The sequence below is a fragment of the Pseudoalteromonas sp. A757 genome (assembly GCF_004103285.1).
Classification (GTDB): Bacteria; Pseudomonadota; Gammaproteobacteria; order Enterobacterales; family Alteromonadaceae; genus Pseudoalteromonas; species Pseudoalteromonas galatheae.
On record NZ_QNQN01000073.1, the window covers coordinates 300,036 to 321,224 of the forward strand.

At 41.7% G+C, this 21,189-nt stretch carries 23 protein-coding genes and 2 tRNA genes; 11 read left to right on the forward strand and 14 right to left on the reverse strand.

Annotated elements, in window-relative coordinates; genetic code table 11:
• The 4 genes from DRB05_RS18675 to DRB05_RS18690 form a co-directional block, all read right to left on the reverse strand.
• Positions 1-279 (reverse strand): hypothetical protein, encoded by a 279-nt coding sequence (locus DRB05_RS18675; protein WP_010371557.1) that lies wholly within the window; start codon positions 277-279, stop codon positions 1-3.
• Positions 279-737: a GAF domain-containing protein gene (locus tag DRB05_RS18680; RefSeq protein WP_128728258.1), complete on the reverse strand. Its 459-nt coding sequence runs from the start codon at positions 735-737 to the stop codon at positions 279-281. Before DRB05_RS18680 ends, DRB05_RS18675 begins: the two co-directional genes overlap by 1 nt.
• A 121-nt stretch (positions 738-858) precedes the next feature.
• Positions 859-1,236, reverse strand: a complete 378-nt coding sequence (locus DRB05_RS18685; protein ID WP_128728259.1) for a hypothetical protein — start codon at positions 1,234-1,236, stop codon at positions 859-861.
• A gap of 173 nt (positions 1,237-1,409) precedes the next feature.
• Positions 1,410-1,500 (reverse strand) — tRNA-Ser (locus DRB05_RS18690).
• 295 nt (positions 1,501-1,795) lie between these two features.
• Between DRB05_RS18690 and DRB05_RS18695 the strand changes: the two genes are divergently transcribed.
• From DRB05_RS18695 to DRB05_RS18715, 5 genes are read left to right on the forward strand one after another with little or no spacing between them, the layout of a single operon-like run.
• The gene (locus DRB05_RS18695; RefSeq protein WP_010604622.1) at positions 1,796-2,461 is read left to right on the forward strand and encodes a Bax inhibitor-1/YccA family protein; all 666 of its coding nucleotides are present in this window, start codon (positions 1,796-1,798) and stop codon (positions 2,459-2,461) included.
• Positions 2,462-2,516: 55 nt separating this feature from the next.
• On the forward strand, positions 2,517-2,870 hold the full coding sequence (gene tusD, locus DRB05_RS18700) for a sulfurtransferase complex subunit TusD (protein WP_128728260.1): 354 nt from the start codon (positions 2,517-2,519) through the stop codon (positions 2,868-2,870).
• Positions 2,867-3,226, forward strand: coding sequence for a DsrE family protein (locus tag DRB05_RS18705; RefSeq protein WP_128728261.1), 360 nt, complete (start codon positions 2,867-2,869; stop codon positions 3,224-3,226). Before tusD ends, DRB05_RS18705 begins: the two co-directional genes overlap by 4 nt.
• A complete protein-coding gene (locus tag DRB05_RS18710; RefSeq protein WP_128728262.1) occupies positions 3,223-3,477 on the forward strand; it encodes a DsrH/TusB family sulfur metabolism protein in 255 nt (84 codons plus the stop codon). Before DRB05_RS18705 ends, DRB05_RS18710 begins: the two co-directional genes overlap by 4 nt.
• A 5-nt stretch (positions 3,478-3,482) precedes the next feature.
• Positions 3,483-3,812 (forward strand): TusE/DsrC/DsvC family sulfur relay protein, encoded by a 330-nt coding sequence (locus tag DRB05_RS18715; RefSeq protein WP_039495713.1) that lies wholly within the window; start codon positions 3,483-3,485, stop codon positions 3,810-3,812.
• 53 nt (positions 3,813-3,865) lie between these two features.
• Here DRB05_RS18715 and DRB05_RS18720 read toward each other — a convergent pair whose 3' ends face one another.
• Complete coding sequence (locus tag DRB05_RS18720) at positions 3,866-5,095, reverse strand: amidohydrolase family protein (protein WP_128728263.1); 1,230 nt, start codon at positions 5,093-5,095, stop codon at positions 3,866-3,868.
• 12 nt (positions 5,096-5,107) lie between these two features.
• Positions 5,108-6,490 carry an amidohydrolase gene (locus DRB05_RS18725; protein WP_128728264.1) on the reverse strand — a complete coding sequence of 461 codons (1,383 nt, stop codon included), beginning with the start codon at positions 6,488-6,490 and terminating at the stop codon, positions 5,108-5,110.
• Positions 6,491-6,937: 447 nt separating this feature from the next.
• Between DRB05_RS18725 and DRB05_RS18730 the strand changes: the two genes are divergently transcribed.
• Positions 6,938-7,282, forward strand: a complete 345-nt coding sequence (locus DRB05_RS18730; RefSeq protein ID WP_128728265.1) for a DUF3718 domain-containing protein — start codon at positions 6,938-6,940, stop codon at positions 7,280-7,282.
• A gap of 69 nt (positions 7,283-7,351) precedes the next feature.
• Here DRB05_RS18730 and DRB05_RS18735 read toward each other — a convergent pair whose 3' ends face one another.
• Positions 7,352-8,044 carry a DUF445 domain-containing protein gene (locus DRB05_RS18735; RefSeq protein WP_128728266.1) on the reverse strand — a complete coding sequence of 231 codons (693 nt, stop codon included), beginning with the start codon at positions 8,042-8,044 and terminating at the stop codon, positions 7,352-7,354.
• Positions 8,045-8,169: 125 nt separating this feature from the next.
• Between DRB05_RS18735 and DRB05_RS18740 the strand changes: the two genes are divergently transcribed.
• Together DRB05_RS18740 and DRB05_RS18745 are read left to right on the forward strand one after the other, a co-directional pair.
• Positions 8,170-9,024: a fructosamine kinase family protein gene (locus DRB05_RS18740; protein ID WP_128728267.1), complete on the forward strand. Its 855-nt coding sequence runs from the start codon at positions 8,170-8,172 to the stop codon at positions 9,022-9,024.
• Between the two features lie 70 nt (positions 9,025-9,094).
• Entirely contained in the window at positions 9,095-9,298 is a 204-nt protein-coding gene (locus DRB05_RS18745) for a CPXCG motif-containing cysteine-rich protein (RefSeq protein WP_128728268.1), read from the forward strand.
• A gap of 118 nt (positions 9,299-9,416) precedes the next feature.
• Here the strand turns inward: DRB05_RS18745 and DRB05_RS18750 are convergent, their stop codons facing one another.
• Complete coding sequence (locus tag DRB05_RS18750; RefSeq protein WP_128728269.1) at positions 9,417-10,058, reverse strand: riboflavin synthase subunit alpha; 642 nt, start codon at positions 10,056-10,058, stop codon at positions 9,417-9,419.
• 175 nt (positions 10,059-10,233) lie between these two features.
• On the opposite strand from DRB05_RS18750, the gene DRB05_RS18755 reads away from it, so the two are divergent.
• The 3 genes from DRB05_RS18755 (at position 10,234) to DRB05_RS18765 (ending at position 12,763) form a co-directional block, all read left to right on the forward strand.
• Positions 10,234-11,592, forward strand: coding sequence for an MATE family efflux transporter (locus DRB05_RS18755; protein WP_128728270.1), 1,359 nt, complete (start codon positions 10,234-10,236; stop codon positions 11,590-11,592).
• Positions 11,567-12,562, forward strand: coding sequence for a DUF3080 family protein (locus DRB05_RS18760; protein WP_128728271.1), 996 nt, complete (start codon positions 11,567-11,569; stop codon positions 12,560-12,562). Before DRB05_RS18755 ends, DRB05_RS18760 begins: the two co-directional genes overlap by 26 nt.
• A gap of 124 nt (positions 12,563-12,686) precedes the next feature.
• Positions 12,687-12,763, forward strand: a tRNA-Val gene (locus DRB05_RS18765).
• 445 nt (positions 12,764-13,208) lie between these two features.
• Here DRB05_RS18765 and DRB05_RS18770 read toward each other — a convergent pair.
• The 6 genes from DRB05_RS18770 to DRB05_RS18795 form a co-directional block, all read right to left on the reverse strand.
• The gene (locus DRB05_RS18770; protein WP_128728272.1) at positions 13,209-13,637 is read right to left on the reverse strand and encodes a GNAT family N-acetyltransferase; all 429 of its coding nucleotides are present in this window, start codon (positions 13,635-13,637) and stop codon (positions 13,209-13,211) included.
• 59 nt (positions 13,638-13,696) lie between these two features.
• The gene (locus tag DRB05_RS18775; protein ID WP_128728273.1) at positions 13,697-14,689 is read right to left on the reverse strand and encodes an NAD(P)H-quinone oxidoreductase; all 993 of its coding nucleotides are present in this window, start codon (positions 14,687-14,689) and stop codon (positions 13,697-13,699) included.
• Positions 14,671-15,060, reverse strand: coding sequence for a hypothetical protein (locus DRB05_RS18780; RefSeq protein ID WP_128728274.1), 390 nt, complete (start codon positions 15,058-15,060; stop codon positions 14,671-14,673). Before DRB05_RS18780 ends, DRB05_RS18775 begins: the two co-directional genes overlap by 19 nt.
• 121 nt (positions 15,061-15,181) lie before the next feature.
• Complete coding sequence (locus tag DRB05_RS18785; RefSeq protein WP_128728275.1) at positions 15,182-16,246, reverse strand: S41 family peptidase; 1,065 nt, start codon at positions 16,244-16,246, stop codon at positions 15,182-15,184.
• A 179-nt stretch (positions 16,247-16,425) separates the two neighbouring features.
• Positions 16,426-19,509, reverse strand: a complete 3,084-nt coding sequence (locus DRB05_RS18790; RefSeq protein WP_128728276.1) for an efflux RND transporter permease subunit — start codon at positions 19,507-19,509, stop codon at positions 16,426-16,428.
• Positions 19,506-20,561, reverse strand: coding sequence for an efflux RND transporter periplasmic adaptor subunit (locus tag DRB05_RS18795; RefSeq protein ID WP_161568702.1), 1,056 nt, complete (start codon positions 20,559-20,561; stop codon positions 19,506-19,508). The genes DRB05_RS18790 and DRB05_RS18795 overlap by 4 nt, the downstream gene beginning before the upstream one ends.
• Positions 20,562-21,189 lie beyond the last annotated feature (628 nt).

The window sequence follows — 21,189 nt, forward strand, 5'->3', positions numbered from 1 at the left end:
TTACATCTGCTCATCGAGCGACGAGTTTATATAGTGTGTAACCCAGTCAATTAGCTCTTCTATATCTGCTTCAAGAAGCGCTAAATCACCGCGAAGATGTTCCCAAATACCTTCTATGAGCCTATCTATTGTGTCACAGTCTAAATCTTCGGGAAGCAAATCCCAGGCGTGATGAATAAGCTCATTTAAGCGTTCTGCAACAACTTCTTCTTCGCCTTCCCAATCACCGACATCGGCGTAGGAAAACAAATAATCTTGTACCTGAAGCATATCTTTCATTAAAGCGTTTCCTCAAACGCTTTAACTACCGCTTCCAATCCGATTTTATCCTGCTCGTCAAATCTTGCCAGACTGGGACTGTCAATGTCTAGCACGGCAATCACTTTATTGCCTTTAAAAACAGGGATCACGATTTCTGAATTTGATGCCGCGTCACAAGCAATGTGACCAGCGAACGCATGAACATCCTCAACCAATTGCGTTTCACACATCGCAGCTGCTGTGCCACATACCCCTTTACCGACGGGAATTCGGATACATGCAGGGTTACCTTGGAACGGCCCAAGAACCAACTCTTCAGCGCTATCCATAAGATAAAAGCCTGCCCAGTTGATATCTTCAAGGGTTGTAAATAAAAGCGCACTCAAGTTTGCCATATTGGCAATCACATTGTGTTCGCCACTGATTAGCCCCTGAGCTTGTTTAACTAAAGTCTGATAAAAATCTTGCTTTTGCATTACCATCAAATTCACGAATTGAACGACAAAAGCTAAAGGTACTCTTTCGGAGTAACAATTAAAACCTTTTCGACTGAAAAAGTATTAATTATCTGTAAAACTGACACTGCTCGGTTAATTATCACTCAGTTTTACGATTACCAGCCCGCAAACCACATAAGAAAAGCCCTGCGGAGAGCATTGACATTAAGGCGTTAACAATAAAACCAACGCCCGATTGTGCGGCAAAAAGATAGCTAAATATCGCGCCACCAAGTAACCCCAGTGTTAACAAACCGCCATATTGCACCTTGTTGTACCTAAACATAAGGATATATCCGGGAACAACGAATAGACACATTGCAAGACCAACGATGTATGCATTAGAAATTGCACTAAGTAGCAAGTTAAAGAACATCTCACTGCGACCGAGTGTAAAGCTGTAGTAAATCCCAAGCACACCACCTACGATTAACGGTGATAATAAAGAGAAGCCTACCCCTTTGCCAACTTGTTTCATATTCAACACTCTCTACATTCATTATTCATTCAACACCATTGAGTATTGTGCAAGCAGAGCCTCGGCACTAGCCGACTTTGGTCTAATAGGTATTTTTATCGAGAGTTATGCTGATGAATGGAAGTTTCAGATATCAAAAACAAGAAAGCCCTCAAACATGAGGGCTTTAAATGTGGCGGAGAGATAGGGATTTGAACCCTAGATACGCTATTAACGTATGCCGGTTTTCAAGACCGGTGCTTTCAACCACTCAGCCATCTCTCCGCAGCGGGGCGAATAATAGAGAATCCCTATGCGCTTGTGAAGCTTTTTTTTCAATTATTTGATCGTTTGCGTAAAATTTGGCTTAATCGTCTAAGAACCAGTCAAGATTCTGCGTATTTTTGATATTTCAGCGAACTTTTGAAAATATTCAAAGTCTTAGACAATAGCTTAGATTATAAAGGCAATCTAAATATCGACGATATTGATCCAGAAATCATTGCCCCAACATATAACAATTGATACTCTTATCTCAGTTATTTTTGGGATCAGCATGTTTTATTAAGGAGCTTGAATCATGGCATTCAATCATTCATACAACACTGCAAAACCTGTCATGTCGACAATGGAAACAAACAAAGTGTTGAAAAACACTTACTTCCTATTGGCAATGACATTAGCGTTTAGTGCAGTAACAGCCGCAATTTCAATGACGATGGCATTACCAGCGTTTACTGGTATCGTTTGTTCATTAGTTGCATTTGGTTTGCTATTTGTTATCGGTAAAAAAGCAAACTCATCTTCTGCTATCGGTCTTGTATTCTTATTTACTGGTATTCTAGGCTTCGGCCTTGGGCCTATGCTTAATCACTATGCTGCATTACCAAATGGTGGCATGTTGATAGCACAAGCGCTAGGCACAACAGCGTTAATTTTCTTCGGTTTATCAGCTTATGCACTAACTACGAAAAAAGATTTCTCATTTATGGGTGGCTTTTTAACAGTTGGTTTAATCGTGGTTATTATCTCGAGCCTAGTAAACTTGTTCATTGGATCAAGCATCGCGTTTATGGCAATTAACGCGGCAGTCGTTTTATTAATGTCTGGCTTTATCCTTTATGATACAAGCCGTATCATTAACGGCGGCGAGACAAACTATGTGCTTGCAACTGTGAGCTTGTATTTAAGTATTTATAACTTATTTACCAGTATCCTTGCCCTTTTAGGTGCGTCGGATGACTAACTCAGAATTTCTGATAAAATAAGCCCCATTACGGGGCTTTTTTTATGAGTAAAATTTGAGTCAAATAGCCATATCAGTGCACTTTGGCGTAGCTGCACAGTCAAAGTTAACTTTACTAGAGCGGTATGTCGATGCCGCTATTAAAAGTGACCATCAAATCGCGTGTATTTTTCTATATCAAGATGCTGTCTATCACGCCAGTCAAAATATTGTACATGCTTCCGACGAATTGCAAGTCAACGCGCTTTGGCAACGCATCAAAGATAAAGGGATCCCCCTGTTGCTGTGTGTCACCGCAGCGGAAAAGCGCGGCGTTAGCACCGAAAACGTTAGCCCTTTCACCGTTGCTGGCCTTGCAGAGTTTGCCATGATCTCGAGTAAATCTGATAAATGGATACAGTTTAAATGAGTAAAACCGTGTTAATCATTTCTCAAACCAGTCCGTTTGACCAAAATAGTCTGAAAGAAGCGCTCGATGTCGCACTAATCTATGCCGCAATTGATCAGCAAGTAAGTTGGCTTTTTACTGGTCCTGCTGTGCTATCACTCCAGAAAACCCTCAATGCGCCCACACTGGGTTTAAAAGATATGTTTAAACAATTAAAAACTTTGGAAATTTATGATGTCGAGCAGGTTTACGCCTGCCAGTCAGCTATGGATGAGTTTAACGTATCACCACACTCCCTTGCTGTTGATACTGAAGTCAAAAATCAACATGAGATCCTCGCGTTAATCAAACAACATGACTTTGTGGTGACATTATGAGTACGCTACATATTATTTCTAGTATCGAAGCATGCGATAAGCTGCAGTTTGTGTCCCATCGCGACACTATTTTATTATGTAATGATGGCTGCTTTGGCCAAACGCGTATCTCAGCTGAGGATGCACATGTGGTGATGCTGCAAACCTGTGCGAGTGCCAGAGGCATTGTCCCAGAAGCCGGAGTAAAGCTTATTTCTGACAAAGATTGGGTTGAGCTGACCATTACTATGAACAATTCAATTACTTGGTAATCATCATGCTAGAATTTAACAACCAAACTATCGAGACTGATAAACAAGGCTATTTGCTAGACCATACTCAATGGTCTAAAGACTTAGCACCGCTTCTAGCCGCAGAGGAAAACATTGAGCTTTCAGATGCTCACTGGGAAGTCATTGAGTTTGTGAGAAGTTTTTATCTCGAATACAACACCAGCCCCGCGATCCGTATGCTGGTAAAGGCAATGGCTAAAGCACTAGGTGAGGATAAAGGTAATAGCATCTATTTATATAAGTTATTTCCAAAAGGCCCAGCTAAACAAGCAACAAAAATTGCAGGATTGCCAAAACCCGCCAAGTGTATTTAGGACGGGACAAACCGAATTGAAAAAGGCCTCAAATGAGGCCCTGTATAAAAACATTACTTCGTATACGCTCTTGGCATATCAGAATCTGTCGTATATCTGTCTCTTAGTTTATCGTGGCGTGACTCAGTAGACACTTCCTCACCATTGATCCAGATTTTATCGATTGTGGTGCTGAATTCGAAAGGATCCGCACTCCACATTACGATGTCTGCACGTTTACCAGCTTCAATCACACCGCCATCAATACCCAGTGCTTTAGCAGGGTTAGCGGTAACCGCCTTAAGTGCGCCTTCATGACTCATGCCATTTGCCACAGCGATCCCCGCATCAAAACGTAGCTGGTAGACGTTATGGCTACCGTCACCACCTATTGACAGGATGACATTGACACCTGCTTTCTCAAGCTTACCTGCGTTATCTAGACTTGCATGCATTGAGTCAAAGCTAGCTGGTAGGTTTGATACCGCACTCAAAATAACAGGTACTTTTGCCTCAGCTAGCTGGTCGGCGACCACTACCGCATCATCAGCACCCTGAATAATCAGATCTAAACCAAACTTTTCTTTTAGCTTAATCGCTTCAAGGATATCCGACGCTCGTGAAAGTGTTGCAACCACAGGCATTTCACCCGCTAACACTTGCGTTAACACTTGTTCTTCTGAACTCGGTTTTCCCTCGTCTTTTTTGTCTTTCTTAGCGAGTTTTTCTTGCTGTGCTTCAAGCTTTTTAACAACGTTAGCCAACGCCTTTGCACGAGACCCTTTGCTTTTGGCTCCTAGATGAATAATTAACGCGGTGTGCTTGTCGGTCACACTGTTAAATTCACCAGATAAATCAACAACAAAACCAAGCCCTGCAAACTCACTTTTACCACCCCAAGGTGCGACAAAGTTTTGCGTTACTCCACCTTTTCTAGCATATGCAATTAAGCTACTACGTGGATTAAATGCGGTGCTTGCATCAAAGTCTAAGCCTGCATCGTCATCGCTGGCATCACGTGAAGCAGCAACAGCACCAACTTCAACTAAACCAAGTTGATTCATTGAGCCAATAAAACCCGGAGTGACCACTTTACCGCTGGCGTCAATCGTCACATCAGCAGTCACATTATCTGGATTAATCGCTTTTATTTTACCGTTTTCGATAACTAAGGTCGCACCTTTAAGTACGCCAGCATCTGTCGCGGTATGGACCGTTGCATTGGTAATTGCGGTAACACTGGCAAAAGCAACAGAGTGAGCTAGTAATGCGCTAGTGATCATGGTTAGCTTCATGGTTTTCATCTCATCAACTCCTTACTTTTGGCCCAACATAAAATCACTAACCGCTTGATATTTTTCATCATAACGATCATAGACTTTACCACCATCCACAAAAACCTGCTCTGCACGAGAGTACACGCTAAACGGGTTAGTGCTCCAAATTACGACATCAGCTTGTTTGCCTTGCTCAAGCGATCCGGTTTTATCCTGAATACCTAACGATTTCGCAGCATTCGAGGTGATCCACTTAATTGCATGCTGCTCGTTGATGTTAAAGCCTGACTGGTTTGCGGTGTTCATCACTTTTGCGGCTTCATGATTCAAACGTTGGATTGTGGTCCCTGAATCAGAATGAACAATTGCACATGAGTTTTTCACTGCATCAACAATTGCAACGTTTTCCTGAACCATATCATAGGCTTCCATCTTAAAGCCCCACCAATCAGGCCAAAGTGCAGCACAGTTACCGTTTTCACCTAACAGATCTGCAATCTTATATGCTTCAATACCATGGTGGAAAGTTCCTGCGTGATAACCAAACTCTTTAGACAAGTCGATCATCATTGCCATTTCTTCCGCTTTGTAGCAATGGTTATGGATCAAGATTTCACCATCTAGCACGCCACGCAGCGTATCGAACTTGATATCACGCTCGGGTGCATCCGGATTCAATCCAGCAGCATATTCGGCTTCGTATTGTTCCCACGCACGCTTATATTCACCAGCTTCAATCCAAGCTTCACGATATCCTGCCATATTACCCATACGAGTATAAGGGGCTACACCTTTAGAGCCGTATACACGCTTTGGATTCTCACCACATGCCATCTTTAATCCATATGGCGCATCAGGGAATTTCATTGCTTGCATTGTTGATGCCGGCACATTCTTTAAGGTAACACCTCGGCCACCAAATAGGTTTGCAGAGCCAGGTAAGATTTGTAGCGTGGTAATCCCCCCTTCTCTGGCTCGGTTAAAGCCAGGATCTTGCGGCCATACAGAGTGCTCAACCCATACCTGAGAAGTATTAGGGTTAATCATTTCATTGCCATCACTGTGCGATTCTACACTTGGACTGGGGTAAGCCCCTAAATGAGAGTGCACATCGATAATACCAGGTGTTACCCATTTACCTTCGGCATCGATAGTAACATCAGCTGTGACTGAAAGGTCTTTGCCAACTTGCTTGATTTTACCATCAACAATAAATACATCACCTTGTTCTAGCTTTTCACCCGTACCGATTAGAACGGTAGCATTCGTGATTAGGGTTGACTGAGAAGGTACTGGCTTGTAAGTACTTGGATATGGGTTTTTCTCTATGGTAACTTTTTCTTTCTGCGGGCCGTGATCCTGACAGCCCATCAAAGCTGCGGCAATCCCAGCTACGACTATGGAGGGGGCAAATTTATACATTATTGTCATCTCTATTGTTTTTTTGTGACTTTAGCTCATGCCATCGCACTTTACGCAATTATGAGCTTTAGCGACAAGTAATTACGACGAACGTCAAGAGATTATAACGCATGTTGCGAAAATGCGCAGTGCATTAGAGGCAGCTGCGCAAATTTGTAAAGATGCGTCAATATTGACATGATTTGACATACCTTTTCGTTGAAGTAATAAAGATAGGGGCAAGTACAAAAGCAGAGTGTTAAATTATCGATAACAGTATTTTATAATAAAAAAAGTTTTCACTATTTGTATCTATTACAACAAAATAAATTACTACTATTCAAGTGCATAGAAATCTCACACACATCTGACACACTCTATTACATTCCGAATTACTTGATTTACAGCATTACTCAGCAACTTTAGCAATACTAAGAACGTGTCCTAGAGATAGCCAAGGAGCTAACCATGAAACTGTTCAATTTAGTATGTGCAACTTCACTTTTAATCACAGGTAGTGTATCCGCCGCTGACTTTGTAGCTGCGGATAATAGTCGAGCGACTCAGGTTTGTATGTCGGTCGTTAAAAATAATAAAATTCATCTGCATAACACAATCAAAGAAAATCACTTAAGAACACGAGTCGTTGAAGAAAAACTACACTGCAACGATATGCCAATTGGCAAATTTGCCACGACCTACGGGTTTAATAAAGCGGCAGACTTCCTCGGTGTAGACCGTAGTGTGGAAACCAGTATTAAAGACATTGCGAAAATAGATCAAAAAACCATTTTTGTCTCAGGATCTAAGTAACCATATCAATATGGTTATAAACAGAAGCAAGGCGTAGAAATCCCTGACTACGCCTTTTTCATTATTCAGCTATACAACTGCAGCCAATAATCCGAAAAGACCCCCAAAGACTCCACCCCACACAACTAGCCATCCTAGGTGAGTCTTAATCATATTTTGTACTATTTCCTTTACCATTTTCGGCGTTAGTTCATTAAGCCGCTCATCTACCGCTTTTTCAATGGTTTGGTGTAAATCATCGCCAAGTAGACCATTACTGAGCGACTCACTAATTGCAGCATCAAACTCAGGCTGCTCACCGAGTTCAACTATTGCTAATCGCATTTTCTCAATAAATGGCTCTCGCAGTGGTTGTACAGCTTCAGTCCCACCAAACATCTGCAGCATTGCGCCGAATTGAGACGCCTCAATCACACTTAACAAACGGTCGAATGCAGGATTTAAGTCGACTTTATTAGCGATAGGTGCCAAGTCAAACTTTGGATGCTCCTTGCCGAGAAACTTTTCTAGTTTTTCTTGACTAAAGAACTCACTCAAGATGAGCTCTCTAATCGACGCTTTAAACGACTCGAACTTAAGCGTAATTATCCCTGAACCGTAGAGGAAAGGCACTTTCTCAAATAACATATGTACCGCTAACCAATTCGTCAATGCGCCAGATAGTGCAAACAATCCTATCGAAAACAGCACGTCGTTTTCTAGTGTGAAACCAGTACCTGTTAGCAGTATCGCGAGTAAATTGGTGGTGATATTTTTATTCAATGTACTTCCCTTGGATAAAATGACAGAGGCGATATTTTATTTTTTTTAGAAAAAGGCCTCAAGTATTTGTGATCTTGAGAATTTCAACCATATTTTAGAGTAAGTGAATATGTTGGATCTAACTTATGTGGAACAAAGTCAACCAACAAATCTCTGAATCTCTCCATGACGCGTTTGAGCTTTCATCAAAGCAAACCTTAAAAAGTTATGGGTCTAAAAAACTCTATAAGATTGCAGACGATACCCATCAATTTTTAGTCAAAGTAGCCCCAATTCAGGCTTTAGAGCGGTTTGAGTGTGAGGCATCTAATCGAGAAAAGCTCATTCGTGACTCCGATTTTCTCGTTGCCGATACAATAACACTGGGTACGAGTGTCGAATTTTGTTTTATTGTGCTGGAATGGTTAGAACTTGATCATCGCAATGAAAATTGGCTTGAGTGTGGCCAAAGCCTAGCTAAAATGCACCAACGCCATGAACAGGAAATGTTTGGCCTAGAAGAAGACAATTACATTCACGAGCTTCCACAACCGAATCAATGGCACAAAAAGTGGGAAGTTTTTTTTGCCGAAGAAAGAATTGGTTGGCAGCTGCAACTGCTGGCTGAAAAAGGGATTATTCTCACCGATATCGACACATTTGTAGAGCAACTTAAACCACTCCTTCCACACCAAGTTCAACCGTCTTTGGTTCATGGTAACTTTTGGCATGGTAACATTGGCTTTAGCCGTCAAAAGCCCGTGCTATTTTCTCCAGCTTGCTACTATGGTGATAGAGAAGTTGATATTGCTATGGCTTCGCTATTTGCTCCATTACCAGATGACTTCTACCGTGGTTATGGGTCTATCTATCCACTTGCAGAAAATGCGGCTGAGCGTTTAGACATTTATCGCTTATATCCTCTTCTAGTGCAAGCAAACTTATTTGCTGGCAAGTACATACGGGACGCGGCAGAACAAGTGCAAGCCCTGCTCAAATAACTGCCATATTTTCGTCACAATGCGCTATAGTTAAAAGGTATTTAGTTTGGCCAATTAAGGTGGAGGGCCAATGAGAAACCTATATCAGCAACGTATTGAATGCCCACATTGTGGACACCATATTTTTGTCAACCTTGATACAAGTGAAGGCGATCAGGACTACTACGAAGACTGTGCAGCTTGTTGCAATCCTATACATCTAAATATGCACCTAGACCAAGTACACAATAAACTTGAGCTTAGGGTTGATAGCGACGACGAGCAGGTTTTTTAACCAAAAGCAGAAGCACTATAAGTTACGGGCAGCTCGGGTTCGAGCTGCTTTTATAAAGACAGCCATACTTTTTTATATCAAGATAGGCCGAAAACGCAGTGCTCAGTCTCGTAATCTTCTAGCCGTGTTTTAATAAACTTTGCTTCTTCAAATAGTTTTCAACGGTATTAATAATCGTGTAGGTTTGTTGATCAACCTCAATATTTACGCGGTCTCCCACATTCATCGTGCCAAGATTTGTAAGCGCTAGTGTTTCAGGTATTAGATGTAACCAAAAACCACTGTGATCAAGCTCCCCTACCGTCAGACTGGCACCGTTTACCGCGATAAAGCCTTTATACATAACATACTTATGCCACGATTCAGGCAACGAAATATGCATCCTGCAGTTGCCTTCGTTTCGATGTATTTCACTTATGTTCGCGCTCGTTTGAATATGCCCTGAAATTACATGTCCGCCAAGCTCCGTGCCAAATGTCATCGAGCGCTCAAAGTTAACCTGTGATCCTCTGTGTACTTCACCTAAATTGGTAAGTCTCAAGGTTTCATCAATCACATCAAAACAAACTTGGCCTACGACATCATTTTCTGGTCGCTCGAAGTGAACCACAGTTAAACAACATCCATTAATTGCTATACTCGCGCCCAAAGTCAGTTTATCGAGATAGTCGACACCAACAGAAATAACTAATTTTAAAATACTATCAACTTGCTTTGCCGACACCACAGTCGCTTTTGTTTGAACAATTCCTGTAAACATATCTACCCTCTTAATTTATCCTTGGAATTGTAGCGAAATCGCATTAATAGAGGTACTTAATTTGTATTGAATATGCGACTAGATATAAATAGTCGTGGCTGCTAAACGCAAAATTTTGCTAAATACAAAGCACTAAAATAAACTATCTCTTTTACGCCTTAAGTAGTATCTCACCATGAATTTTTCAACTTGGGAAGCCAGACGCTTGCTTCAACTTGCGATCCCTGTTTTTCTCGCTCAAGTTACTTTAGTCTTAATGACCGTTGTTGATACAATGATGGCAGGTCAAGTTAGCGCTGAGGACTTGGCTGCACTTTCTATTGCTACGGGTGTTTGGAACCCTCTGATTTTTAGTTTACAAGGTATTTTACTAGCACTTACAAGTATCGTCGCACATTGCCATGGTGCTAATGACACTTCTGGGATCAAACGATTTTTCCAACAAAGTTTATATCTTGCTTTAGCACTTTTTACCGTCGGTTTGGTTTTAGCGAACTTTACTTCTGTGGTTTTCTCAAATATTGGGGCAAGTGAGAATGTTCAGACCCTTGCTCAAGGCTATATTGATTTTGTGAAGTGGGGCCTATTAGGCTTTTTGATCTTCACAGTATATCGTAATGTTACAGAGGGAGTTGGGCAAACAAAGCCTGCTTTTTACATCAGCATTGTTGGTCTTTGTATCAATGTCGTTGCTAACTATATTTTTATCTATGGTAAATTTGGCGCTCCTGCGTTTGGAAGTGCTGGCTGCGGTCTCGCTACATCCATCGTGCTTTGGTCAATGGCAATTGCACAGTGGGTGTATAGCTTGAAGAGTAAACACATAGATGGAAAGGCGCTCATCAGCGGCTTTACCAAGCCAAGTCTATCTATGATGAAATATGTTGCAGCACTTGGCTTCCCAATTGCACTGGCAACTTTCTTTGAAGTTACTCTGTTTGCTTGTATTCCATTATTTATTGCTGATTTAGGGCCTATTTCCGTATCCGGTCACCAAATTGCGGCTAGTGTCACTACAATGTTATTTATGATGCCATTAAGTTTGTCTATGGCTATCGCTATACGGATCGGTAACCTAACCGGCCAAGGAGCCTTAGACCAACTTAGGCTTTCTGTTAATACAGCTTTTCTTTTAGCCACCTTAATTGCTCTTTTTGTCGCTCTCGTTACGTATATAGGGAGAGATCAGATTGTTTGGCTATATACAAACAATACTGAAGTCGCCACACTCGCAACCAGTATTATGGTATTGGCTTGTTTGTATCAATTGCCCGATGCATTGCAAGTCTCCGCAAACGGCGTGTTAAGAGGGCTCAAATATACTAAACCAATATCTTGGGTAACTTTTATATCGTACTGGCTTATTGGGTTTTCATTGGGCTATGTATTAGCAAAGACCGATTGGATAACGCCAGCTATGGGTCCACAGGGCTTTTGGGTTGGTATTATTATCGGTTTGAGTACGGCGGCGATATTATTAGTAACTTGTGTAAACAAACGGGTGAAATTTGAAATTAGTCAAGCAAATAGCTAGTACGATATTACTTTTTACTATGGCCGGATGCAGCAAGCAGCCAAGCGATATTGCTGTTGAATATCAACAACGACTTGCGAATGCAGCTAGCATAGAGTTGGTACACCCGGCCCCACTTTACAATCCTGAAATCCAAAAAGTGCCATTACCTACAAGTGAGCTTACTATCTCTATATTGGACATCGCGACCGCTGGGCACTGCAAAGTCACAAATCTCATCGCTGCGCAAAATAATCAACTGGGTAAAGTAAGTTATCCAAGTGAGCGCTTGAAATATACCATCTTATTTATTCAGCAAGCGCCTCGCTGCATTCGACATCCAAACACGAGCGACGAGCTAAAACAAACACTAGCTCGAGCATTACAGGAAAAGAAAGAGCAGCTTCCACATCACTTTCTTCATATGATGACATTTGAAAGAGAGTTGGCAAGTTTGAGCTTGTTGATTGCTGATGAGGTGCCCTTAGAACTACCAGCAGCGCACAGTCACATGTTAGAAGCCGCTAATGAGCTCGCAGAGTTGGTGATAAACATGGACGCGCCCGAGAACCTCAGTCCAGACACGCTTACCCCCGCTTTAAAAGTCCTTTCTCAGCGATTTGTCTCATCTTTGGTTACAAGCGTCCGTAAACAAACTCAACTGAATAATGCAGCTACACGCCAATTAAAACAACTTAAACTGAGAAATGACATTTGTAAAAGCGGCGGAAATAAAAAACAGGCACAGATCATAAACAATATCTTCAGCAAGTATTATTTATCTATTCTTCAGCCTTATCAGGCGATGCTCTCTCTTTCTATGGAAGAGCTGATCGCTGCTTGGCAGCCTATTCACCTATTGTATCAAAATAATAATGTTGTCGATCCGCTCACGCTTCAACAGAACTTAGATAACCTTAAAGATTCTGCAAAAGCACACGTAAAATGGTGGCAAGAATTTTATCAGCTGTGTGAAATACCCCCAGCATGAACAAAAAAAAGGCAAACAATCAAAAAATTACGGAAAGCCGCTTGATCCGTTAGCTGAGTCACTATATATTACAACGCGTTGACAGGCACAGACCTGAAAACGATAAATAAGAAAATGTTATTGTACGACCGTAGCTCAGTTGGTTAGAGCACTACCTTGACATGGTAGGGGTCGGTGGTTCGAATCCACTCGGTTGTACCACTCTACAATATTTACTATCTAGTTAAATCCACAAAGAAAAAGCACTACCTACTCTCTATAACCCGCGCCAAGGGTCGATAATTCGGATCCACTCGGTTGTACCACTCTACAATATTTACTATCTAGTTAAATCCATAAAGAAAAAGCATTACCTGCTCTCTATAACCCGCGACAAGGGTCGATAATTCGGATCCATTCGGTTGTATCATTCTTAGATGTTTACAAACCTGCTAAATTCAAAACAGAAAAAGTACTCCCTGCTTTCCATAGACCGTGCCAAAGGTCGATAATCCAGAACAACTCGGTTATACCATTCTGAGATCTTTACAAACCAGCTAAATTCAAAACAGAAAAAGCACTAACTACTTTCAACAACCCGAAACAAGGAGCAATAATTTTGAATATGTTCGCTATTTTTTATCCCGCTAACCAAAAAGTGAATAATTCAAGCCTCAGAACTTTTGATAGGCTTCACAGTGAACCGCTTTGTCATTCCTTGACTCGCCGGGGATACTAAGCGGTAGCCCAGCTTTTCATAAAAAGCTGGCTCATCTGCAATCATTGAAACATAGGAGCCCGGCAAAGCACTTGTTGCTAAGTAACCATCAATATATTCCATTACTGTACGCCCTAATCCCTGCCCTTGATAAAGCGGATTGACGGCAACATCGACGACCTCAAAATTACAGCCTCCGTCTCCAACCACCCGACCCATTGCCACAAGCTGTTCATCATGCCTAATAGCAACTCCATATAATGAGTTAGGCAACCCACGTGTCGCTGCTTCTAAAGATTTTGCAGATAATCCCGCGGCTATTCGCAAATCACAATATTCCTCTGGGCAAGGTACTTTCTCTTCAATTTTAAACGTCAAAACTATTCACTCCTCTTGTCACTAAGAGTGGGTAGAATAACAACTGTATAAATAAACAGTCAACTAACTCTAACTATCACCTTCCCGAGATTCTGGTTGTGTTCGAGAATATCGTGGGCTTGCTCAATTTCATCCCAAAGTAACTCCTTATACACTGGTATCTTCATCGTCTGATCCGACAGTTCCGAGCCAAACTCACTCAGAAAATCTTTCACTAATTCCCTTTTATAATCTAAAGAGCGATTTCTTAACGTGCTTCCATGCAAGTTGAACCTTTTCGCGAGTAACTTGGCAAAGTCTAGTTCTGTATATCTTCCGCCTAGCATAGCGAGCATGACACAATGGCAATCCATGGCTGCAACTCTTAGATTCGCTCTGAGGTATTCACCACCGACAGGATCAAGAATGACATTTGCTTTCAAACCAAGCTTTTTCATTTCTTCAGCAAAATCACAGTCTAAGTAATTAATAGTATGATCTGCCCCCAGAGATTTTGCATACTCGGCCTTTTCCTTGCTACTTTGGGTAGTAATGACCGTTGCACCTAGCCTTTTTGCAATCCTTATGGCAGCACTGCCAACACCTGAAGCACCGCCGTGACAAAGTAAAACCCCATTAGAATTTAGCTGCCCAGTTCGCACAATCGCATCATAGGCCGTAAGATATACTTCTGCTACACCTGCCGCATAGCTCAATGACAGACCTTCGGTTAACGGCATGAGTAATTCACTTTGTGCAACCACGTACTCAGCATAGCCGCCGCCGGCGGTTAAACAGAACACTTGGTCACCAAGTAAATGTTCAAGCTCAGAAGACGCCACCTGAACTATCGTTCCAGACACTTCCAGACCCAATATCTCACTATCGCCTTCAGGCGCAGGATACTTCCCTTGTTTTTGCAAAATATCTGCTCTATTAACCCCAAACGCATGCACTTTGATTAGCACTTGCTTTGCACTCAACGTTGGCGTTTCGGTGTACTGGAGTTGAAGTTGAGAAGATGCGTGGCTGATATAACGCATCTTCTTTGGGATCACTGGATTTTTTTCCATATTTCCTTCTCGACGAACTTACCATCTTCATACAGTTCATGATGCCATAAATTACCATCAATCTTGTAGCTGAATGACATCGTTCGACCGAGTAAACTAGTAATATTTCCATATTCATAGGTTTCGATAAATCTATCTCCCTCTATTTTGTAACTCCCTCCACCAGCGTATTTAAATTTTCCTTCACTTTGCGTAATGTAGCTGTGGTGAGTTGGAGTAACTAACTTTATCGATGTCAAGCTAGGCGCTTGCGCTGATACAATGCCATCTGTGGTGGCATATTTCCCCTCAACAAATTCCCAAGTACCTAAAAGTGGGTTTGCCAAAGCAACTGGACTCAATAACAATAAACTAAGTACGGAGACTTTCATCTTATTTCCCTTTAACGTTGTTTTATTCAGTTTTACACGATCACTCAACGAGGTCAGTTGAGATAATCTCAACATCAAAAACGAAAATATGAGATCTATGAGAGAGAATTACGCAGCCAAGCTAATTTTTGCTATCAGCTTTAGCACCTAAAACGGCGAGTTGGCTAGTCAACTCGCTAATTGCCTCAGCTCTTTCTTTGATTAGAAAAGGGTTAGAGCTCTGCCCTGCTAACTGCTGTAATGCCATTAGATAGGCCTGCGATTTTGCAAATTCACCCTGAGTATTTATGTCTGGTGTTACTCCCTTGCCCTCCCAGTTTTTTTGGGTTATCGGGCTAACAGTGCTAGCGATTGCCACAAATGCAATAAAATCATGAGATAATTTTATTTGTCTGATAGGGTTTGCTCCCCCTTTTGACGACTCACCAATCACTGTTGCTCGCCCAAGATGCTTCATCGCATACGCAAACGCTTCTCCGGCTGAGAACGTCTCAGGGCCAATTAAGATGTACAAAGGTATCTCGCGCAGTTCACTTGCCCCCAAAGGCTGTTCACTGTAAAAGGGGTAATGACTTCCATTTCGAAATTGGTAGGAGTGTAATAAAGTCGGTTTCGCTAAAAAGTAGCTTGCAAAGTGGGAGATCATGTAGCCATCTCCTCCACCGTTTTGACTAAAATCAAGAATAAGGGCATCGGTTCTTTGTAGTAATCTCATCGACGCCGCAATTGCGTCTTTAGCTTGAGAAGATACAGAATCAAAGCCCCACATTTCTAAATAACCAATATTTCCTGCTAGCACTTCTACTTGGCGTATACCTGAGTTCTTGCGCTTTAGCTCAGTGAACCAGGGCTCTCTAGCATCGCTACTATGCTTGCCATTGTTGTCAACTCGAGTAACCAGCGCGAGGTGTTTATCATACTCGCTCACTAAATCAGTGATCTGCTCTGATAAACCATGTCGAAATTGCATATCATTAAAAGTCAACGCACGTAATTGCGCTGCAATGGTTTTTGCGGTGTCGGTAAACACGTAATTTTGTTCGATAGTGTGAGCAAACTCTTCGACAATTTGTTTAGCCTGCGCAGGTTGTAACTGTTGCGCAACGTCAACTTCAACGGCTTTCGCTTGTAACCTATTATCACCGATCACACACAAACTAAAACACAGTAAAAATCTTGCGATCATAAAGCCAATATATTCCTTTAATTGAGTGAGCCCGTTGCCAACGCCAATCGTTCCACTAAGCTCTGAAAAGTACGTGTGACAAAATTCACGCCCCAGTTATGTCAAGCCGTGCCAGTGACCTGATGCTGCTAGCAATCATGGCTTCCACTAAGAATAACGTCATAGCAGAAACCTTATTCCTATTCACTCTCTAACAGGGGCACACTGTCAGTCTCAGGCTCATCCTTCACTTGTGATTGCTTATCAAACATTGGCAGTGATAGTAAAGCTGACATAAAACCCAAACTGAACAACGCACTGAACGACATACCGCCAACAATCACAGCGGCTAAACCACGATATATCTCTGAACCATCTCCGGGACTGAGCATCAACGGCAACATACCAAAAACACTGGTTCCGGTACTCATATAAATAGCACGCATACGATACTTAGTAGACTGAATAATGGCCTGCTGTTGATTTAGCCCGGAAACTATCGCCGAGCGATATTGACTCGCAAGCAAAATGGCATTATTTATCACCAGTCCCATTAAAATAATAAAGCCAATCATGGTGACAATATCTAAATTTTGCGGTGCAAAATAATTAACTGTTTTTAAGAAAAACATGCCACCCAGTATTGCCAACGGCATTGACAACATGACAGCTAAAGCTAAAATCCAAGAATTGAGTGCCATTCGTATCAATAGAAATAAAATCAACAAGGAAACCAAGAACATCTGGAAAAATTCCGTTAAGAATCCACTCAATTGATCTGCACTACCCCGATAATTTATAAACAAGTTTTGCTCTGGTTGTTGCGCTAAATACGCCGCGACTTCAGCCTTTACCTGCGTAATAAATGGACCAACTGGCTGACCATTAGCTGGCACTAAATTAATCGACATACTTACTTCGCGATCAGTGCGATATATAGCACTTGGTGCCAAACTTAGTTGAGTATCGACTAAAGAGCGCAGTGGGTGCAGTCCGTGATTTGGGATCATCACTTCTGTTTGCAATAATTGTTCAAGATGCTCAGGGGTTTCACCTTTTAAGTAGAAAGGCAGAGTATCACTGTCAGCATAAAACTGGCCGAGGTAAGCACCGTCGGTTAACGTCACTAAAATCTGATTTAACTCAGCCTGAGACATGCCCATAAACGCAAGCGTGTCGGCTTTAGGCGTAAATTCTACTCTGGCCACAGTATCTCTCATCGGAATAACTTCAGTGATCCGCGCTCCCGGGAAGGATTCTATTAAATGGGCGAGTAAATCTTGTCCAGCTTGTTGTAATTTAGGCAAGCTCAGTCCTTTTAAATCGAGCTGACTTGTGCGCGCATCAGGTAACGCTAATCGAAGTAGAGTTCCTTGATAAACGTAGGTTCTTGCATCTGGTAAATCTTGTACTATCTGGGTGTCGACCCACTGTTTGAATACAGGAAAATCCCAACTGCCCTCAGGATAAAAATACACTAAACAATACGTTGAGTTACAAAAAGAGCCGTGAATATCAAAGGCCGGATGGCTACCAAGCTGTTTTTGAGCCGCAATACGCTGTTCAATCACATTACCTACCTGTGTTTTTGCGGCACCAACAGAAAGAGGTTCATCAAATGCGGTGTAGACCATCATTATGTTTTCCTTTGGATTGGGCAACAAATCTAACTCTGGCTTGATCAACCAACTGAGCAGCAAGGCTCCGGGGATTGCTAAGACCAACCAAACCGTCCCTTGAAGCTTTGAACGAGATGGTGCTGTGACAAACAGAGTCCATTTATCAGATAACGCCTTACTTTTAACGACTTTCTGGCCTGGTAATAGCTGTCGTGATAATGCTGGTAATAGGAACAATGCAACTAAAATTGAGGCCACTAAGGCACTGGAGATAGTAAATGCAAGGTCGCCAAATAGCTGGCTGACTTCCGAGTGCATTAATACGATAGGGACAAAAATTACAATACTGGACAACGTAGAAGAAATTAAAGCTGCTTGTACCTGCAATACACCTTGGCGACAACTTTCTAAAAGCGATAGTCCTGTGCTTCTTAAGCGTTGAATATTTTCAACAATGATTATTGAAGCATCAAGTAATAGTCCGACGGACAACGCCATGCCGGCTAGGGAGATTAAATTCAGGCTTCGTCCGCCCAATTGCATCCCTAATAGCACTAAAGACAAACACACAGGGATACTCACAAAGATCAAAAAAACGATGCGTAAATTGCGTATAAAATAATACAAAAAACCACAAGCGAGCAGAACACCCAATAGTAAATTACCATAAACCAGTAGCAGTGCCTGTTTTATTGGCTGCGAGTTGTCACGACTCATCACAACCTTGAGGTCGAGTGATGACAGTGGCCCTTCATTTAGCTCGGTTAAGGTTGCTTTGATCAATTCAATAGTTTCTAATACATTAATATCTTTATCTGGTTGTAGGTAAAAGTATATCGCTTGATTACCCTTAAAAGCTGAGTATGACCAGTCGTACACAAACCGTTTATGCACACTTGCCACTTCCCCTAAACGTACAACTCGAACTCCAGTAACCGCAATTGGTAAATTGCGTAACTCGGTCAATGCCATCTGGCCTTTAAAGTGCAAATCATACTCTTTCGACCCCAATAATAGACTGTCTCCTGAGCGGTCGATTAGGCCCTGTAGTTTACGAGTCACTTGCTCTATGCTCAATGAAAACTGAGTTAACTTCCGTGGTTCAAATTCAATGTCTACCCGTTGAGCCAGTCGGTTATTATCCATATTGATGTTGGTGATACCCGGAATATCTGTCATGGCAGGCTCGACATAAGCGCGATAGGCATGCATAAAGTCTTCTTGTGACTTCTTTGTATCTGAATACAAAAACAAGGAAGCCAAAGTTGAGCCCGCACCATTGCTATAGTCAATTACGCTGGGCTTTGCAACTTGAGGAGGCCAATCCGGAACCTGATTGATCCGCGCCAAAACCTCCATATAAGTTTGTTCCATATCGGCTTGATAATGAAAGTTCAAGGTGGTCCACGCTTGGCCATTTGAAATATTAGTTTGTAAATTTTTTAATTGGCTCACACCTGCAAGCTGTCGTTCAAGCGGTGAAACTAAGCTCTGCTCAATCTCAGCTGCAGTTTTCCCCGGCCAAGATGTCACCACGGCAATTTGGGCTCTATCGATTTTAGGTAATAACGCATTGGGCAGTTTTGCACCAGCTAAAACCCCCAGCAATACCAGTAAAAATGAAAAGGCGATGATAATAGAGCCATATTTTTCAACTAATTTCATAGTTTACCCTGACTATTAATGGTAACTTGTGCATCATCTTTCAGTGCTATTTTTCCTTTGACTACTACTTTGTCGCCGGCTTGGATTTCTCCTTGGATCACCGAGTGGTTTTTGTCAGTGTCCACAATTTTTACAATAACTCTATTCACTTTGTTCTCTTGATCTACACGCCAAACGTAATATTCATTTTTATTTATAGTCAAGGCATCATATGGCACCTTGGTTAAATTACTGGCAGCCATCGACACGTCAACGACATATCGTTGACCAATAAGAAATTTTTCGGGAGGATTGTGTTTGAATTTCAAATGTAAATTGATAGTTTGATCTTGGCTACTCACAAGGCCGGCATCACGGTCTAAAAACAACTCAGTGCCGTCAGCCAATGACAGTTTCGCACCTTCAAATTGATTGAACTCCTGATATAAGTCTAATGCAACTCGACAAGTCACTTCCTGCTGCTGAGCTGGCAAAAAAACTAAGATACTCTCTCCTTCGCCAACCCACTCTCCCGGCTCACCAAATAGCGATAGCACAACACCGTCAGCGGGCGCTCGATGCGTTAAGTTATTTAATTGATGTTCAACTAAACGATATTGCTCAGCATAAATTTCATTTTGTTCTGCTGCTGTTTGATAGTCTCTTTTGTGTTGCTGCAATTCCGAGCTCGATACAACTCCTCCTTCATCTAATTTGCTCAGGCGGTCGTACTCATTAAAGGAATAAACATAGTTTGCACGCGCAGCTTTAGCATTCGCATCCAATTGAGCAAGCTGACGCTTTAGATAGAAGTCATTTTGTTTCGCTAATACTTCCCCTTCTTTCACTCGGCTACCAGCCGGTAACAACCAAGTTAACTCAGCAGATACATGACTTGAAACTTGCTGACGGAAAGGAACATCGGCATGACAATACAGCGGCTTTTGAATTCCTCGCTGCCACTTTCGCGCCTCTTCGACTTTCACCACAGGTGTTGCACTAGCTTGCACTGATGAAATTGAGGTTCCAATTACTGTAGAGGCAAAAATCAAATATCTATAATAATCTGGCACTGATATGGACTCCCTTGTTATTTTTATAATTCGAGGTTAACCTTGCTAAAATGATGGAGTTAAGCGCTAAAACAACAGTGCATAGCGATATTTCTGAGTTAATGACACAGCTTCTGGTATGACTGATTGAGAAGTAGTAAGACGTATCCATCAACTTAGATAACCAAGCAGCTCAGTTGTGCCGATATAATCTTAAACGAGATTTCACGTTTGAAAATTCGCGTATGTTTTGCAGTTTTGGACTTATTAACACCCATATTTATCTTTATGGTTAATTGGTGGTATACATGACGAAGCAACCTACATGCCAAAACTTAACTCTATGTTTTTATTTTAATTTTTCATTCTAGGACTTAAAATAATAAATTAACGTCCGAAAGTGGACGTAATCGTAGTAAATTCGGACGCTCGTAGGATCAGTTGCGTTGATGTGATTACGATAAACTTCTGACATATACAAACAATCCAATGATGTCAGCCTTATTGCTCATTTATGCTTATTAGCAATGAATAAAAATAGATGCCTTTGTTTATTCCTACTTTATCGATGTCAAGCTAGGCGCTTGCGCTGATACAATGCCATCCTTAGGACATATTTTCTCTCAACCAATTCCCAAGTACCTAATAG